At 52.8% G+C, this 16,968-nt stretch carries 15 protein-coding genes, 1 pseudogene and 1 riboswitch; of the genes and pseudogenes, 11 read left to right on the top strand and 5 right to left on the bottom strand.

Translation table 11 applies throughout. The features are described from left to right. Window positions 1-19 precede the first annotated feature (19 nt). The 4 genes from aceA to yhfH all read left to right on the top strand — a co-directional run bounded on the left by aceA (window position 20) and on the right by yhfH (window position 4,755). Window positions 20-1,300, top strand: a complete 1,281-nt coding sequence (gene aceA, locus PVA01S_RS07160) for an isocitrate lyase (RefSeq protein WP_127606374.1) — start codon at window positions 20-22, stop codon at window positions 1,298-1,300. A 31-nt stretch (window positions 1,301-1,331) separates the two neighbouring features. After that, window positions 1,332-2,936: a malate synthase A gene (aceB, locus tag PVA01S_RS07155; protein ID WP_127606372.1), complete on the top strand. Its 1,605-nt coding sequence runs from the start codon at window positions 1,332-1,334 to the stop codon at window positions 2,934-2,936. Window positions 2,937-3,040: 104 nt separating this feature from the next. Next, window positions 3,041-4,369 (top strand): DRTGG domain-containing protein, encoded by a 1,329-nt coding sequence (locus tag PVA01S_RS07150; RefSeq protein ID WP_127606370.1) that lies wholly within the window; start codon window positions 3,041-3,043, stop codon window positions 4,367-4,369. Window positions 4,370-4,572: 203 nt separating this feature from the next. Further along, window positions 4,573-4,755, top strand: a complete 183-nt coding sequence (gene yhfH, locus PVA01S_RS07145) for a protein YhfH (protein WP_164751762.1) — start codon at window positions 4,573-4,575, stop codon at window positions 4,753-4,755. A gap of 209 nt (window positions 4,756-4,964) precedes the next feature. On the opposite strand, the gene PVA01S_RS07140 is transcribed toward yhfH, so the two are convergent. Beyond that, entirely contained in the window at window positions 4,965-7,115 is a 2,151-nt protein-coding gene (locus PVA01S_RS07140; protein WP_164751761.1) for a methyl-accepting chemotaxis protein, read from the bottom strand. An 85-nt stretch (window positions 7,116-7,200) separates the two neighbouring features. Then, window positions 7,201-7,291, bottom strand: a riboswitch (cyclic di-GMP riboswitch). Between the two features lie 211 nt (window positions 7,292-7,502). After that, window positions 7,503-7,709, bottom strand: a complete 207-nt coding sequence (locus PVA01S_RS07135; RefSeq protein WP_127606364.1) for a YrzA family protein — start codon at window positions 7,707-7,709, stop codon at window positions 7,503-7,505. A gap of 172 nt (window positions 7,710-7,881) precedes the next feature. Between PVA01S_RS07135 and PVA01S_RS07130 the strand changes: the two are divergent. Next, window positions 7,882-8,636 (top strand): annotated as a pseudogene (locus PVA01S_RS07130) (hypothetical protein). A gap of 151 nt (window positions 8,637-8,787) precedes the next feature. Here PVA01S_RS07130 and PVA01S_RS07125 read toward each other — a convergent pair. Then, window positions 8,788-9,297: a C40 family peptidase gene (locus tag PVA01S_RS07125; RefSeq protein ID WP_127606362.1), complete on the bottom strand. Its 510-nt coding sequence runs from the start codon at window positions 9,295-9,297 to the stop codon at window positions 8,788-8,790. A gap of 206 nt (window positions 9,298-9,503) precedes the next feature. Here PVA01S_RS07125 and PVA01S_RS07120 point away from each other — a divergent pair, with 206 nt between their 5' ends. The 3 genes from PVA01S_RS07120 to PVA01S_RS07110 all read left to right on the top strand — a co-directional run bounded on the left by PVA01S_RS07120 (window position 9,504) and on the right by PVA01S_RS07110 (window position 11,398). After that, window positions 9,504-9,986, top strand: coding sequence for a DUF2569 family protein (locus PVA01S_RS07120; RefSeq protein ID WP_054797259.1), 483 nt, complete (start codon window positions 9,504-9,506; stop codon window positions 9,984-9,986). A 252-nt stretch (window positions 9,987-10,238) separates the two neighbouring features. Next, window positions 10,239-10,979 (top strand): hypothetical protein, encoded by a 741-nt coding sequence (locus PVA01S_RS07115; RefSeq protein ID WP_127606360.1) that lies wholly within the window; start codon window positions 10,239-10,241, stop codon window positions 10,977-10,979. Between the two features lie 122 nt (window positions 10,980-11,101). Then, entirely contained in the window at window positions 11,102-11,398 is a 297-nt protein-coding gene (locus tag PVA01S_RS07110) for a DUF6509 family protein (RefSeq protein ID WP_054797261.1), read from the top strand. Between the two features lie 127 nt (window positions 11,399-11,525). On the opposite strand, the gene PVA01S_RS07105 is transcribed toward PVA01S_RS07110, so the two are convergent. Together PVA01S_RS07105 and PVA01S_RS07100 are read right to left on the bottom strand one after the other, a co-directional pair. Next, window positions 11,526-11,717 carry a cold-shock protein gene (locus PVA01S_RS07105; protein ID WP_127606358.1) on the bottom strand — a complete coding sequence of 64 codons (192 nt, stop codon included), beginning with the start codon at window positions 11,715-11,717 and terminating at the stop codon, window positions 11,526-11,528. Window positions 11,718-11,847: 130 nt separating this feature from the next. Continuing rightward, window positions 11,848-12,228, bottom strand: coding sequence for a cytochrome-c oxidase (locus PVA01S_RS07100; protein WP_141334055.1), 381 nt, complete (start codon window positions 12,226-12,228; stop codon window positions 11,848-11,850). 280 nt (window positions 12,229-12,508) lie between these two features. Between PVA01S_RS07100 and PVA01S_RS27175 the strand changes: the two genes are divergently transcribed. The 3 genes from PVA01S_RS27175 to PVA01S_RS07085 form a co-directional block, all read left to right on the top strand. Continuing rightward, window positions 12,509-13,066: an NTTRR-F1 domain gene (locus tag PVA01S_RS27175; protein ID WP_174817567.1), complete on the top strand. Its 558-nt coding sequence runs from the start codon at window positions 12,509-12,511 to the stop codon at window positions 13,064-13,066. Between the two features lie 784 nt (window positions 13,067-13,850). After that, the gene (locus PVA01S_RS07090; RefSeq protein ID WP_127606354.1) at window positions 13,851-16,091 is read left to right on the top strand and encodes an NTTRR-F1 domain; all 2,241 of its coding nucleotides are present in this window, start codon (window positions 13,851-13,853) and stop codon (window positions 16,089-16,091) included. 95 nt (window positions 16,092-16,186) lie between these two features. Further along, window positions 16,187-16,968: glycosyltransferase family 2 protein (locus PVA01S_RS07085; protein ID WP_127606352.1), on the top strand; the 782-nt coding region annotated here is incomplete at its 3' end.

Genomic DNA, 16,968 nt, shown 5'->3' with positions numbered 1-16,968 from the left:
TTAAAGGAGATTGATAACGATGAGTGATCGACAACAACAACAGGAACAATTGCAGGCAAGCTGGAGCTCCAAACGGTATGAAGGGATTACACGGCCTTATTCGGTTGAAGATGTGCTTCGTCTTCGCGGTTCTGTCTTGATTGAGCATACGTTGGCGGCTCGGGGGGCCAAGAAGTTTTGGGAGCTGGTCAACTCGGAAGATTTCGTTCCTGCTCTCGGTGCGCTCACGGGCAACCAAGCCGTACAGCAAGCGAAAGCCGGACTTAAGGCGGTTTATTTGAGCGGTTGGCAGGTAGCTGCCGATGCGAATTTGTCCGGTCACATGTACCCAGATCAAAGCTTGTATCCGGCTAACAGCGTTCCGCAAGTCGTGAAGCGCATCAATCAAGCGCTGCAGCGGGCCGACCAGATTCAACATTCCGAAGGCCAAAGCAGCATCGACTTCTTTCTGCCGATCGTGGCGGACGCCGAGGCCGGCTTCGGCGGACCGCTCAACGTGTTCGAGCTGATGAAGGGAATGATCGAAGCGGGGGCGTCGGCCGTTCATTTCGAGGATCAGTTATCCTCGGAGAAGAAATGCGGCCACTTGGGCGGTAAAGTGCTGCTGCCGACGCAGCAGGCCGTTCGAAACCTGATCGCCGCACGGCTGGCAGCCGACGTCCTGGGCGTAGAAACGGTATTGATCGCCAGAACGGATGCGAATGCCGCTCGCCTGTTGACAAGCGATATCGATGAGAACGATCGTCCTTTCCTGACAGGCGAGCGTTCGCCGGAAGGCTTCTACTATGTAAACGACGGCTTGGACCAAGCCATTTCCCGCGGTCTTGCCTATGCGCCTTACGCCGACATGATCTGGTGCGAGACGTCCGAGCCGAATCTGGAGGAAGCGCGCCGGTTTGCCGAGGCGATTCATGCGAAATTTCCAGGCAAATTACTCGCTTACAACTGCTCCCCGTCCTTCAACTGGAAGAAGAAGCTCGATGATGCCACGACGGCCAGGTTCCAACGTGAGTTAGGGAAAATGGGCTATAAGTTCCAGTTCGTAACGCTGGCCGGCTTCCACGCCCTGAATCACAGCATGTTTGAGCTGGCGTACGACTATAAGGATCGTGGAATGGCTGCATACTCCGAGTTTCAGCAAGCCGAATTTTCCAGCGAGGCTCGCGGGTATGAAGCGACCCGTCACCAGCGCGAAGTAGGAACGGGTTACTTCGACGAGGTGTCGCAAGTGATTGCGGGCGGTACCTCGTCTACCACAGCGCTTGAAGGCTCGACCGAGCAAGAGCAGTTTACCCATTGAGGACAGTCGACCCAAGAAGGAGAGGAATCGGATGGCCGGTAAGACGCTGCCGACAGGCATACAAATAACGGGCGAGGTTTCCAGCCCTGAACGGGAACATATCCTTTCGGCGGAAGCGCTTGAGTTCGTGGCCGAATTGGAACGCAAGTTCGGCGGGAGGCGGCAAGAACTTCTGCGCGAGCGCGACGTCCGGCAGGCTCGTATCGATGCCGGAGAACGACCCGACTTTTTGCCGGAGACGGCATCGGTTCGGGAAGGCGACTGGAGCATTGCTCCGGTCCCTGCGGATTTACAGGATCGACGCGTCGAAATAACGGGCCCGGCCGGTGACCGGAAGATGGTCATCAATGCGTTTAACTCCGGAGCTTATGTGTATATGGCCGATTTTGAGGATGCCAATTCTCCGACATGGGACAACTCGATGGACGGTCAGGTCAACTTGCGGGATGCGGTTAACGGTACGATCCGGTATAGAAATCCGGACGGAAAAGAATACCGGTTGAACGACAAAGCGGCGACTCTCAAGGTGCGCCCCCGCGGATGGCATCTCGAAGAGAAGCATATTCAAGTGGACGGCAAGCCCATTTCCGCTGCATTGCTCGATTTCGGACTTTTCTTCTTTCATAATGCGAGAGCTTTGCTGCAAAAGGGCAGCGGACCTTACTTTTATTTGCCGAAAATGGAGAGCCATCGGGAAGCCCGGCTGTGGAACGACGTATTCGTCCATGCCCAGGATGCGCTCGGCATCCCTCAGGGCACGATCAAGGCTACGGTGCTGATCGAGACGATTTTAGCGGCTTTCGAGATGGACGAGATTTTGTATGAATTGCGGGAGCACAGCGCAGGCTTGAATTGCGGCCGGTGGGATTATATTTTCAGTTACATCAAAAAACTGCGCAAACAGCCCGACGTCATTTTGCCCGACCGCGGTCTTGTTACGATGGAGACGCCTTTCATGCGATCCTATTCGCTGTTGGCCATCCAGACCTGCCATAAACGGGGGGCGCACTGCATCGGCGGCATGGCTGCGCAAATTCCGGTGAAGAACGATCCGCAGGCAAACGAAGAGGCGATGCATAAAGTGCGCGCGGACAAATTGCGGGAAGTCAGGAACGGCCACGACGGAACATGGGTTGCGCATCCGGGGCTCGTTCCGGTCGCCCAAGAGGTGTTCGACGAGCATATGCCGTCGGAGAATCAAGTGGACCGCCAACTGACGGATATCCGGATCGCCGCGAAGGATCTGCTTGAGGTGCCTTTAGGCCCGATTACGGAGAAGGGCGTTCGTACGAACGTGAGCGTTGGCCTGCTGTATTTGGAAGCATGGCTGCGCGGATATGGAGCCGTTCCCATCCACAATCTGATGGAAGACGTGGCGACGGCCGAAATATCCAGAGCCCAGCTGTGGCAGTGGATTCATCATCCGAAAGGGGTGCTGGAGGACGGCCGCAAGCTGACGGCAGATCTGTTCCGCCAAATTCAATACGAAGAGCTGGCGCGTATCGAAGCCGAGCTGGGCGAAGATACGCTCCGCACCCGGAAATTCGACGTGGCCTCCGCGCTATTCACGCAGATGACCGTCTCGCCGGAGTTTGAAGATTTTTTGACGCTGCAAGGCTACCGGTATTTAGATTAACAGAACAGCATCCGAACAGCATCCTTTTGGGGATGCTGTTCTTTTTGCGCCAAGTATACTATAATTGTCTAAATATTATAGTACAGTTCGGTGGGGTGCGGAACATGAACCTGGGCCATTCGGAGCTCAATACGAAGCATGAGCAAATTACGAAATACATCGAGTCGTTGAGTGTGGGCACGAAGCTGTCCGTACGGAAAATCGCTCAAGAACTGGATGTCAGCGAAGGAACCGCTTATCGGGCTATCAAGGAGGCGGAGAACAGCGGATTGGTCAGTACGAAACGCCGGATCGGCACGATCCGCGTAGAGAAGAAAGAGGAGCCCCACATCGATAAGCTGACGTTCGAAGAAATCGTCAATGTGGTGGAAGGGGTCGTGCTGGGCGGAGCGGCGGGCATCCAGAAGTCTTTGAACAAGTTCGTCATCGGCGCCATGCAGCTCGAAGCGATGCTTAAATATATTGAAGCCGGCAACCTGCTGATCGTCGGCAATCGTGTACAAGCCCATATGTGCGCGCTCGGTCAAGGCGCGGGGGTCTTGATTACGGGCGGATTCGATACGACTCCGGAGGTCAAGAAGCTTGCCGACGATCTGGAACTGCCGATCATCGGTACGACTTTCGATACGTTCACCGTGGCGACGATGATTAACCGGGCGATCGAGGACCGGTTGATCAAGAAGCAAATTATGGTCGTCGAGGACATCATCCGCAAGGATTCCCCGGTCTATTCCTTGCGGCCGACCAATACGGTGGAAGAGATGCAGGAGCTGGTCGTGGAAACGACCCATACCCGTTATCCGGTCGTGGATGAAGAGATGAGACCGGTGGGCATGGTGACGACGAAAGATATCCTGGGGGCCAAGCCTTCCGAAACGATCGGCAATTTAATGACGCACCATCCGCTTGTCATCAGCGCGCGAACGTCCGTCGCTTCCGCCGGTCATACGATGGTGTGGGAAGGCATTGAGCTGCTGCCGGTTATTGATGCAGAGCGGCGCATGATCGGCGTCATCAGCCGTAAAGATGTCATGAAAGCGATGCAATACATGCAGAAGCAGCCGCAAAATGCGGAAACGTATGAGGTACAAATTTGGTCCGGATTTGAAGAATTGCGCGACAAGGACGGCAAGCTGTTCTTCAAGGGGACGGTGACCCCGCAGATGACGAATTTTGAGGGCCTGGTCTCGGAAGGCGTCTTGTCGACCGTCATCATCAGGGCCGCTTACAGAACGGTACAGGAGCAGAAGAAGGGGGATTTGATCATCGACAGCTCCTCCAGTTATTTTCTGGTGCCTTTGCAAATTGACGATGTGATCGAAATCATACCGACGATCGTTGAGCTAAGCCGCAGATTTTGCAAAATGGATCTGGAAATAAGAAGCAATGGGATTCGAGTGGCGAGAACGATGGTAACGGCGCGCATTTTGTAAGGCCGCCGTCCCTGGAGTTTCATCGATAAGGAAGCACTGGCCGATGCGCGAAGGCGCAATCGGCCGGTGCTTCTTTGGTTAAGACGCATACACCTTTCACGAATGTTATATAATAATGAATAAAAGTCTTGAACTGTTTCGAATACTGTTATATAATAAAACACATCAGATCAAAATATTATATGATAGTGGAGGGTTTTATGATGATGAAATCAACCCGGTTTCTAGAGACGCTCGAGCCCAAATGCTGTGAGAAGTGCGGACAATCGGTGGAGCAGCTTGCAGATTGTCACACGAACGTTTGCTTTCAATGCAATGAGTCGAACTTTTATCCGTTATCCCCGGTCAATACAAACAAACCGTTTCACACCGTTGTTTACGAATGAGGGAGGGTGCAGCCATCGCAGCCGTCCAAACAACAGAAGATCGCAACCCATGAAGCCAATACGGTTCGTGCGGGTGCGATCTTCTTTGTTGTTTTTGGGATCCCCCAAACGCAAACGAAATCGACAGCTTGGGTCATGCGGTATAGAAAAAGCCGGACTTTCCAAGAGATCGACTCTTGAAAAAGCCCGGCTAAAGCCATGATGGCGGTTTATACGACCGTATACCTTCGAATTACCTGCTGAAGCTCCTGCGCCGAAGCATGCAGCGCCTCGGCGGATGCATGAATTTCCTGCATGGTCGCAAGCTGCTCCTGCGACGATGAGGACACCTGCAGCGCATTGTCGGCGGATACGCGGGAAATGCTGACGATTTCGCCCATGGAGGCGGTCACCTGCTGCGTACCGGCCGACATTTGCTCCGCGGCCGCCGATACTTCTTGAATTTGATGGGCCACATGCTCGACCGCGCTCATGATCTGTTCGAACGCGTCACCGGTTTGCTTGATGACCTCTTGACCTCGTTTCGTTTCAAGTACGCCTTCGTTCATATGTACGGACGCATCCTTCGTTTGCCCTTGAATGTGTTGAATCAGCTCGCTAATTTGAGCGGCGGCCGTCTTCGTTTGTTCTGCCAGCTTCTTCACCTCGGAAGCGACCACCATAAACCCGGCCCCGTGTTCGCCGGCTCTAGCGGCTTCAATAGAGGCGTTAAGCGCCAGCAAATTCGTTTGGATGGCGACGTCCGTAATCAAGCTGCTGATGCTGCCGATTTCTTGCGATCGTGCGCCCAGCTCCTCAATGACCTTGGCGGAAGTGTCGACGTGCTTGTGAATATTTTCCATCTGCTTGACAGCCTTGCGGACAGCGTCGTTCCCTTTCTGCGCAAGCTGGGACGTTTGCGTTGCGGCTTCGGAGACACTGGAAGACGTCTCGGCGATCCGCTGTACGCCCTGAGCCATTTCTTCCATGGCTGTGGACGTTTCTTCCGCGCCCTTCAGCTGCGTATTCGCACCCTGGGCAACTTCCTGAATGGCATCCGTGATCCGATTGCTGGTCTCGGTCGACTGGGAAGCGCTTTGCGTCAACGACTGGGCGGAGACCGCCACCCGTTCCGATACGGTAATGCTCGTCTGAATGGCGTTGCGGAACGCCTCGGTCATCTGATTGAACGAGTTGCCCACAATGGCAAGCTCGTCCCGGGTTTGAAGCTGTACCCGCGAGGTGAGATTGCCGTTTGTCACTTCCGTGGCCGTTTGCTCCAACGCGGAGACGGCTCGTTTGACTGACAAATAAAAGCTTATAAAAATATAGAGCAAGGCGAGCGTGATGAGCAGACCCAACAAGACGAGCAGCGTATTCTTCTGATGTAAGCCAGTTAGCTTCGTCTGCAGCAGATGCTCATAAGCCTTCAGCTCGGTGTCGTAATGAATTTGAGTTTGCTTGACGAGATTAGACAGGTCATCGAATACCGCTTTGGGAGTCTGATCTACTTGTTTAGGTATGATGATCTGATTGTTTATCCAGCGATTCAGTTGGAGAACGAGCTGGTTATGCTCCTGCCAAGCATCGAGAAGTTCGAAGCTCAGCATCTCGTTCTCCGTTCGGAGCGATTCAAGGTTGCCTTTAACGTTGTCCATCGACGTGCGGATTTGGTCCAGCAGCGATGTCAGGGTTCGTTCTTCCGCGGTGAAAATCGGCGTTTTCGCCCCCGCGTAATGAACGGCCAGAGCACGTGCTCGTCCGACGCGATCCATCAGAGTGGGGAATTGGCGGACTGTCGAGTCCATTAAATAATAGCTGTCTAGCTGGGAATCGAGCACGAGATGCGACGCATTGGCGATTTGCGTGATGATCGCCCGGGTATCCGTCAAGATGGCACCGTATTGGTCTAATGCATCTTGACCCGTGAGGCTGACGCCCCTTCCTTTCAGTTCCGACCATTTCGATTGAAGAGCTTTCCATTGTTCCGTCGAATTCAAGCTCTCGCCTAACCGGCCATCCAATTCGTTCAGCCCGGCCACGATTTGATTCAGGGCTTCCTCATTGGCGGCTAATTGGGACTTCAAATCTTTATCGCCGTGAATGGAACCGACAATCAATGCGCGGTGAACATCGACCGCGATCAGAAAGTCGTTTAACCGGCTCACGTACTCCAGACCGACCTGCTTTTGCTCGGTGAGAGCGATTTCTTTGGCGGACGCGGACAATTGCAAATACAAGAAGATGCTGAGCGGTACGAGCACAAGCAGTCCGATTAATAAAAACTTACTGGCATATTTGAAGCGGTTCATAAGCCCGATGCCGGGGGTGAAAATAATGAGGAACTTCTGACTGCGCTGAGTTCGATTGCCCTTTGCCATGCTAATGCCCTCCTGATTGTTGATCGAATACATAAAAAAGAGACCAGCCATCACCGGTCTCCGCGCCAGGTACCAGAGCCGAGCGTTCGGAAGCTGGCTGGCATACGAAACTCCCGTTTCGTGAAGCCCCTGTAGCTTTGCGGCCTGCACTTTCGTACAGTGTGCCTTTTCGTGTCTTATTTCCTAGATCCAGTCGTTTATATGAGCTTATCATACTATTATGTAATAGAATTGTAAAGATTTGTAGAAAGTTGTTCCATAATGTAGAATGGAAGGGTTTTTCGTCTTAATGCTATCGCACTAGAGTCGGAGAGCGGCGGCCGGCTTTCGCCGCCGGTGCAGGTCCGGATTTGCGCAGCCTGGCCGCTTGCGACGCGTCCTGCCGCTTTACTTCGCCTTAAAATGAACGACGGCGCTGTACGACAACTTGCCCGCATTGGGATCAAATACGGTGTGGTGCTGAACGGCAAATACGTCCAACATGAGCGCTTTGTTGTTTTCAATTTGCTGGTCGATTTGACGCTCCAGCGATTTCAAGTCGTACGCTTGAAAAAACTCCACCTTGTTTTCGATTCTTTCCAAACGGAACTCCACGGTAAATCCTCCTCGATCTCGGGTAGTATGCTGCTCTTATGATCACATCTTAACAGTATGCCGGGACGGATGCACGTACTTTCCGTTATCGGCTCCTCCCTCCGCGAACGCCTATCCCATCGCCTGCATAGGATGTAGGACTTCACGAGTCAAGGCGGGAGGGTGGTTTCGAGTGGATATTCAACTGGTTCCTCTGCATGGCGTGTACCTCGCGTTTATCGTTTTCATCATGGCGCTTCTTATTATGAGACGCGACACGGCCATGATTTGCGTGGTCGGGATTTTGTCGCTCGGCCTGCTGGCGACGGAAACCTTAAGCGGCTCCGTAGCCGGTATTTTTAACAGCTTTATTTATGCCACGAAGGAATTGATCGGCACCATTTTCATAATTTCCATCATCGTGGCGATGAGCAGGGTGTTGATCCAAACCGGCGTGAACGAGATGATGGTCGCGCCGCTGACCCGATTTTTGCGTACGCCGGCCTTAGCGTTCTGGGGGATCGGTCTGATTATGATGGTTCACCGAACTGTTCGGCAAACCGCCTTCCCCAAGGCTCGTACGGCATCGTCAACGACCTTGGCGTTGCGCTCGCTCACAATGTTCCGTTAAACGATGCGGTTGGTGCCCTCACGTTGGCCGTTACGGGTGCGATTACGGGTCTGGACGGCTCGGGGTTCTCCGGCATCTCGCTCGTTGGCTCGGTCGCGCAGCTGTTTGCAGGCGCAAGCGCCGCAGCTGCGGCCACCTTGACCGCGCTCGGGCAAGTGGCGGCCGTCTGGGTGGGCGGCGGAACCCTTATTCCGTGGGCGCTCATTCCGGCGGCGGCGATTTGCGGCGTGAGCCCCTTCGAGCTGGCGCGGCGCAATCTGAAGCCGGTGCTGATCGGCTTGGCGGTCACGACGATCGTGGCGATGTTTCTGATGTGAGCAGGGAAACCGCGTTCCGGCAGCGAATAGATGAAGGTATATACTTGGGGATGAGGCTATGAATATAAAAAAAGAGCAGAGCTCTTCGTGAGCTCTGCATGTTTGCAGTCAAGCTATGAGATAATAAAATAATGGCCTAGAGGTATTCCCCTTATTTAATCACGCGACGTGCTGTTACGTAAGTCTTGTCCCAAATGCTGCCTTTAAAATTGGAAATGGTAACTCCCACGCCGACTTTATACGTATGAAGTATTTTTCCGTCGCCCATATAAATGCTGACGTGATTAATAACCCCGTCTCTGTTCGTATCCGAGAAGATTAAATCGCCCGGCTTCAACTTGCTTTTTGGAACATAGGTGCCAGCTTTAGCCTGGTCCCTGGACGAACGGGGAATGTTGATGCCGTTTCGTTTAAATACATATTGCGTGAACGAGGAGCAGTCAAAGGCTTTGGTATTTCCGGCTTTAGCTCCGAATTGATAACGTGTCCCGAGATATTGTTTACCCGTTGAGATCACTTTGTCCGCTACGGAAGCATTGCTTGCGACGGCCGCTTGAGCCGACTGAGGCGCCAAGAACATGCTGCCCGAAAAAAACAGGGAGAGGCTAAGGCTGACTCCCACTAAGGTTTTACCGAGACGGTTTTTCTTCGTGTTGTTCATCTCTTATTTCCTCCCTTTAGGTTGTTGTTTGGATACGGCTTGTCCGCAAGAACAACGATACCATATCTTAAACTTCCATGAATTACCGGCGGTCGGAGCGAAGCCCTTCGCGCCTGGGATGAGCCGCTACTATTAGAATTTCATTAGAAAAGTTTAATGAAAAATTTCTTGACATCGAAAAATCTCAATAGCAGGGGGAGCTAAGCATGGTTTCAAGCCAAAATGACTTGCAGGAAGGGAGTCCGGGGAATTTGGCCCAAACGCAGCTAACGGATACGAATCAAGTCTTTGCCGGCATTAGAGGATGGCTGAGCCTGCCGGCTGTAGGCCTTGTTTATTCGTTGGCGGCAACGCTTGTCAGTTTGTTTATGAGTGACTCGAATGCTGCGGTCAGCAAGCCGCTTTATTACTTTTCCTATACGTTAAGCCTGCTGTCGATTCCTGTATATCTGATCCTCATTGCGAAATGGTGGAAGAGAAGCCGGACGCTCCCAAACTTAATGAAGGCTTATTATCTCGTAAATATAGGGGCTAGCTTGATGATCGCTATGTATTTGTACGCCGTTCAAAAGGAAAGCATCGATGAGATGAAGCTGGCAGCGAATACGGGCTTGACGGTAATCGTATCGTGGATCTGGATGATGTATTTTCATATATCCAAACGGGTAAAAGCTACTTTTACCGAGTAACGGTTTGATGAACGGAATTCAAGCCGTTAGAATCGTTTTCCCGCAAATGGGGTATACTCGTCGTAAACGTTGCAGCCGCGGCCGCCTTGGGCATTCGCTGGGGCGGAGCCGGATGCGCACTTTGCACCTTTGTGGGGGCCTTCTGCTGGAGCGCCTGATTTAACAAAATGTTTACATAGTTCACGTATGCGGTTAACATCCGTCTTCTATCCTATACCTATAGACTGAAGTACTCTCAGGAGGCGGATCTCATTGAAACGTTGGCTTAAGAAATACGCTGCTCACCTCATGCTGCTGATCCTTCTGAGCTTGACCGCTATCCCGTTTGAAGCGTTCGCGGGAAGCATCGGGCCTGCCGCGGCATTCCGGAACGAAGTCTTGCGTACGTCTACCGGGGAAGCGCCGCTCGTATCCGTAATGGAAGCTAAAGACCTCCCCGGTCAGCTCGTCACCGTACAAGGGGTCGTCGTGAAGAATCAGGTGCGAATCCGCGGCGGGAAGCGGTCGGTCCATATTCAAGACGAAACCGGAGGCATTCACATCTATGATTATCGCGGTCCCGATGCGAAGGCGGGGAATCGGATTCAGGTGACGGGCGTGGTTGGCGACCGCCAAGGCCTTCTGGAGATTCGTCCGACAGCCGCCCCGATTCAGGTGCTGCAAAAGAATAAGTCCGTACCTGCACCGAGCTCTCTGCAAATGGCCGATTTGAATCATGCCGGACGAGCGGAAGCGTTGAAAGGACAGCTGGTAAAGCTGCCCGGACAAATGAAGGAGCTTCCTGCCGGGCCCACGGATGGCGTTTACCGCATTCCGGTCGCGGATGAAGCAGGGAACGTCATTACGCTGGTTGCGATGGAGGATCTGCTTGATCTTCATGAGATTCGAGTTGGGGGCACCTATGAAATTACAGGCATTTTGAGTCAATACGAAACGTACGAAATCATTCCGCAGAGCCCTGCAGATCTGGTTGCGATAAATCCGAACAAATAGAACGACCTATTCAATGCCGGCTGCCGCTTCAAGCCGGCCTTATTTGTTTTTCTCAAGGAAGCTTCCTATAATGAAAGAATCACACGTTTACTAACTTTAGAAACAGAAGGCGGAATGAAGCAATGTTAACGGTTACCGGATATGAAGTGGAATTGGTCAAGGACCCTTATGGAATATTAGCGGGCAAGCGGTACGAGTTCGTCCTGGATATCGAGGTGCCCGAGGATGACGAATTGTACTCCGAACAGGGCCTGTATATTCGGGTCATTTATAAAGTCGAAGAAGACAGCAGCGGAATTGTCAAATACGAAATTTTCGAGCGAACGACGGAACGTTATCTGGAGTTTGAGATGGAAGACGATGAGATTGCGCTCGTGGATGCGTTTTGTAAAGAGCATTTGGCGCAAGCGGCGGAGTAGGATAAGGGAATGCCGACAGGCTCTCCCGAATCCCAAACCCGTTCGACCGTTTACAAGGCCTCTTCTTCGTTCGGATACCCCTGCATGCAAAAAGACTGCCTCTCGGGCAGTCTTTTTGCATAGGAAATTACGCTTCTATCGACTTATTAATCAGAACAGGGAGTTGTCTCGTGCCTTGTACCATATCCGAATTGCAAAATGGACAGACGGGACTTTTTTCAAACGTGAAGTTTTGTCTCATCCAACCGGTGCAGCTCTCTTCGCCGCACAGCCAAATGGATGTTTCCTCAATGGGGACCGGATCCGGTTTCCTGTACAATTGACGGCCTCCTCCTCGGCATCATGTTAGCCAGCGCATTTCTTACATGATATGCAGCTTATGGAGTGTTAGACCGAAAACTTGTCCGCGAGGAGCCAGGTGCCCATTAAGCTTACGAAGTGCTTATCCTTTACGGGGCAGGGGTTGGACGGACCTGTTGAAACAAGTTGATCGTGAACAGGATAACGCCGATGACGACCAACAGTGAACTCACGATCGTGATGGGCAGGAATGCCATATTTTCGGTCGTAATTTGCAAAGCGATGCTGATCTGCATGATCGGGAGGCCGATATTGTGGAGCCAGAAGTGTGTTTTGGCTAATTTGGTTTGCCCCGCACCCGGATAGAAATGATAGATAAGACCGAATAAAGCCATCGAGACCCAGCCGAGCAAGTTAAAGTGAGCGTGAACCGAGGTCAGCCTGAAATCGTGAATGATGCCCATCACCATACCGAGCAGGACCCCCACCGTAAAATAAATCGCAGCCAGCTTCAAGTAACGTTGTGCCACTAAAATCACTCCATTTTCCATAGTCGTACTTTTCTCAGTATATGAGCCTTTCGTCATTTCAAGAAGTTACACGTGCCATATGCATCGCCCATTCATTGCTCGGTGCATGCCCTTTTTTCGAGGGTTAGAAGACGTCACTGTTCCGTATAATCTATGAAACTATTACCAAATGAATGGAAATGTATAGTTGTCCTCCGGCTTCATCTATGCGACATACTTTATATGAAGTGGGTTCAAGTTAATCTACTTGTATCGGCTAAAAATATGGAGGTGAGCAAAGTTGCCGCTAAACAATATTGTAGTAAACGGGGGGTTCGAAACCGGGTCGCTGGTCCATTGGCTATCGCTGAACGCGTCTATTAACAGCGCTAACAGCCATTCCGGGTTCTTCAGTGCGCAGCTGAATGGAGGAGGCTTAAACTCGTTCATCGTCCAATTCGTTCCGATCACGGCGGGGGATAATCTGGAGCTGTTGTTTTCGTTGGCCAAACTTGGCGCCCTGCCGAACCCGATCGTCAGTACCTCGGTTTCATACTACGCCTTATTTAACTTTCTGGGGACCGGTTTGATTGTGAATAACATTTCCTCCCGTCTTCCGGATGCGGCGACGGACGATACTTGGCTCGAAGTGTACAATGTGACGACTCCGGCACCTGCAGGCACGACGCAAGCGTTGATCGCGATTAATGCGCTGCCGCAAGCCGGAACGGCTGACGTACTGGTAGACGATGTCGAGGCTCTGGTGGTCACAGGTGCAGGGGGAGCGACAGGAGCGACGGGCGTAACGGGAGCCACGGGGGCTACGGGAGCAACAGGAGCCACGGGAGCGAAGGCGTAACGGGAGCAACAGGAGCCACAGGGGCAACAGGACCTACAGGTGCGACAGGTGTAGTAACACAAATTTTAAACCAGCAGTTTACAGATATTGTTCCGTTTGATGTCCAAAATAACGTAACTCTAACACTGATCGCCACATTAGGTCCAGGTCAAAAAATAAAACTGGACGGGAATGTTTCAGGAGTTTTTGAGCAATCGGCTAATTCCACCCTTATCTATGGATTTAACATCTTCTTTAGGAGAGGCGTAACCATTCTTACTAATGAAATTGATGATGTAGTTTATTTCCTTAGTGGCGGTATTACCATTCAAGGTTTTTTTCAACAGATAAGTACGATTACATGGGTAGATGATCCGCCGCCAGGAACTTATACGTACACTTTCTTTATAATAGCCAGTACGGGTCCAGGAGTGAATTTGGCAAACAGCAACTTTGGGGAAAGAAGTTTCACGGGTACCATTTATAAAGGATAGACAGTGGACGGGCACTTGCCGATGTGTCTCATGATGAAGCTAGTGAAGGCAAGGAATCAGAGGAAGGGCTGGTAAGCAGCCTTTCCTCTCTTTTTTAAATCTTATATATAGTGTTAATAGAACCAAAAAATAGTTACTTGGAGTCAAATGGGGCTCTATTTTTCTACAAATCTACTAAACAATAGAGTAAGAATGGATGTTTGTCCTTTGGCATACGCCGACTCCATTCTCATTGTGGTGACATACCGTAAATTAAGTTGGTTCAAGGCAACATATGTGAATCGACTTAAATGAACTGGAGGTGAGTTAAATTGCCGTTAAACAATGTTGTTGTGAACGGCGGATTTGAAACGGGAACGCTGGACCCTTGGCTTTCGCTGAACGCGTCTATCAACAGCGAACACAGTCATTCCGGTTTTTTCAGTGCGCAGTTAAATGGCGGAGGATCAAACTCTTTTATATCCCAATTCATTCCAATTACGGCGGGAGAAAAATTAGAGCTGCTGTTTTCGGTGGCCAAGATCGGCGACTTGCCGAACCCAATCGTCAGTACGAGTGTTGCATATTATGATAGTGCATTTAATTTCCTCGGTATTGGCCTGATCGTGAATAACATCTCCTCCCGGCTTCCAGACGCGGCGACGGATGATACTTGGCTCGAAGTTTACAATGTGACGACTCCGGCACCCGCAGGCACAACACAAGCGTTGATCACGATTAATGGGCTGCCGCAAGCCGGAACAGCTGACGTACTGGTAGACGATGTTGAAGCTCTGGTGGTCAGCGGAGCCACGGGAGCCACTGGAGCTACTGGTGCGACAGGAGCCACTGGTGCGACGGGAGCCACGGGAGCGACAGGAGCCACTGGTGCAACGGGAGCCACAGGTGCGACGGGAGCGACAGGAGCGACAGGAGCCACGGGAGCGACAGGCGCCACGGGAGCGACCGGAGCGACAGGAGCCACAGGTGCGACAGGCGCCACGGGAGCGACAGGAGCGACGGGAGCCACAGGAGCGACAGGAGCGACAGGAGCCACGGGAGCAACGGGAGCAACTGGAGCCACAGGAGCGACAGGAGCCACAGGCGCAACGGGAGCGACAGGAGCCACGGGAGCAACGGGAGCAACTGGTGCCACAGGTGCGACGGGAGCCACAGGAGCGACCGGAGCCACAGGTGCGACAGGAGCGACAGGAGCCACGGGAGCCACAGGAGCTACAGGAGCAACAGGAGCCACAGGAGCGACAGGAGCCACAGGAGCGACGGGAGCGACGGGAGCAACGGGAGCAACTGGTGCCACAGGAGCGACGGGAGCGACAGGCGCCACTGGAGCGACCGGAGCCACAGGAGCGACAGGAGCCACTGGAGCGACGGGAGCGACAGGAGCCACGGGAGCGACAGGAGCCACGGGAGCGACAGGAGCCACGGGAGCCACGGGAGCGACAGGAGCCACAGGAGCGACAGGCGCCACTGGAGCCACGGGAGCGACAGGAGCCACAGGTGCGACAGGAGCGACAGGAGCCACGGGAGCCACGGGCGCGACAGGCGCAACGGGAGCCACAGGAGCGACAGGTGCCACGGGAGCGACAGGCGCCACGGGAGCGACAGGAGCGACAGGCGCAACGGGAGCGACAGGCGCAACGGGCGTAACGGGAGCGACAGGAGCGACAGGCGCAACGGGCGTAACGGGAGCGACAGGAGCCATTGGTGCAACAGGCGCAACGGGCGTAACGGGAGCCACGGGAGCCACGGGCGCGACAGGCGCAACGGGAGCCACGGGAGCCACGGGAGCGACAGGCGCAACGGGAGCCACAGGAGCGACGGGAGCCACAGGAGCCACGGGAGCGACGGGAGCCACAGGCGCAACAGGTGCAACGGGAGCGACGGGAGCCACAGGAGCGACAGGTGCCACAGGAGCGACAGGAGCCACGGGAGCGACAGGAGCCACGGGAGCGACGGGAGCCACTGGTGCAACGGGAGCCACAGGAGCGACAGGAGCCACGGGAGCGACAGGAGCCACGGGAGCGACGGGAGCCACTGGTGCAACAGGCGCAACGGGAGCGACGGGAGCGACAGGAGCAACGGGCGTTACAGGAGCCACGGGAGCCACAGGAGCGACAGGTGCCACGGGAGCGACAGGATCCGGTTCGTTACTGTCCAGTACAGATGCAGTTGCAGCGCAAATCATTACCATCGGAGATCCTCCAGCAACGGTTTTATCGTTGGGGGTAGTCGCTACAGGCACCGATTCGTTCAAAATCGACTCCATGGTTGAAGTCGAAATTGTATCCGGCGCTGTCATCAATGCTGTTGAATACACTATTACGTACCAGTTGCTGCTCGATGGAACTCCTATTGCCACCATAACAAGAGAAGACAACTCGGCTCAGAGTATCGCTATTGCCCGTACCATCATTGAAATTCCCAACATGACCTGGGTGGATACGCCTGGAGCTGGGGCGCATACGTATTCCATAGCAATCGCCGTAAATGGTACCAATATTACGGATGCGCAAGTTAACATTCGCGCATTGAACGTCATACAATTCACGTAATACTTGGTTGGGGACTCGGGATGCCTTCTTCAGGAGAAGGCATCCGTTCCTTTATTTTTTCTCCTCTCTATAACTTCCGGAAATGAGGATGATTCATGATAACCATCAGTTTGTGCATGATTGTCAAAAACGAAGAAGAAGTGTTGGCCCGCTGTCTGGATTCCGCCAAGGATATCGTCGATGAAATCAACATTATCGATACAGGCTCCGAAGACCAAACCGTGGAAATTGCGAAACGGTACACGGACCGCATTTTTCATTTTCCGTGGACAGGAAGCTTCTCGGAAGCGAGAAACCATGCCTTCACCTACGCGACGAAAGAGTACATTCTTTACTTGGATGCGGATGATGTCATCTTGGAGGAAGATCGCCGTCAATTTCTCGAGCTCAAGAAAACGTTGAATCCCGCGGTCGATTCGGTCTCCATGTTTTACAACGCCGGCACGGATGAGTTCGGCAACGTCACGCTGCGCTACCGGCGCAACCGGCTCATCAAGACGGCCCGCAACTTTCAATGGCGCGGCGACGTGCATAATTATTTGGAGGTCTCCGGCTACATTATTAATTCGGACGTGGCGATCACGCACAAGAAAACGAGACATAAAGTAGGTCGTAACCTGCAAATTTATGAGCGTAAAATCGAACGCGGCGACAAGTTCAGTCCCCGGGATTATTTTTACTACGGAAATGAACTCAGAGAAAACGGTCATTATGAGAAGGCGATAGATAACTATCAAAAAAATTTGGACCTTGCCGAAGGATGGGTCGAGGATAAAATTAATGCGTGTATCAACATGGCGGACTGCTACCGGTTCCTCGGCGATTTGAAAAAAGAACTGGAGGCTTTATGCAAATCGTTCGATTACGGCAAGCCCAC

This window comes from Paenibacillus validus NBRC 15382, from assembly GCF_004000985.1.
GTDB classification, from domain to species: Bacteria; Bacillota; Bacilli; order Paenibacillales; family NBRC-103111; genus Paenibacillus_G; species Paenibacillus_G validus.
Note: the sequence above shows the minus strand (reverse complement) of the source record. Positions and strands in the feature narration are given on the sequence as shown.

Bases quoted from the DNA above. Each gene is read 5' to 3' on its own strand.
- aceA (WP_127606374.1), top strand. From the start codon at position 20: ATGAGTGATCGACAACAACAACAGGAACAATTGCAGGCAAGCTGGAGC.
- aceB (WP_127606372.1), top strand. From the start codon at position 1,332: ATGGCCGGTAAGACGCTGCCGACAGGCATACAAATAACGGGCGAGGTT.
- PVA01S_RS07150 (WP_127606370.1), top strand. From the start codon at position 3,041: ATGAACCTGGGCCATTCGGAGCTCAATACGAAGCATGAGCAAATTACG.
- yhfH (WP_164751762.1), top strand. From the start codon at position 4,573: ATGATGAAATCAACCCGGTTTCTAGAGACGCTCGAGCCCAAATGCTGT.
- PVA01S_RS07140 (WP_164751761.1), bottom strand. From the start codon at position 7,115: ATGGCAAAGGGCAATCGAACTCAGCGCAGTCAGAAGTTCCTCATTATT.
- PVA01S_RS07125 (WP_127606362.1), bottom strand. From the start codon at position 9,297: ATGAACAACACGAAGAAAAACCGTCTCGGTAAAACCTTAGTGGGAGTC.
- PVA01S_RS07120 (WP_054797259.1), top strand. From the start codon at position 9,504: ATGGTTTCAAGCCAAAATGACTTGCAGGAAGGGAGTCCGGGGAATTTG.
- PVA01S_RS07110 (WP_054797261.1), top strand. From the start codon at position 11,102: ATGTTAACGGTTACCGGATATGAAGTGGAATTGGTCAAGGACCCTTAT.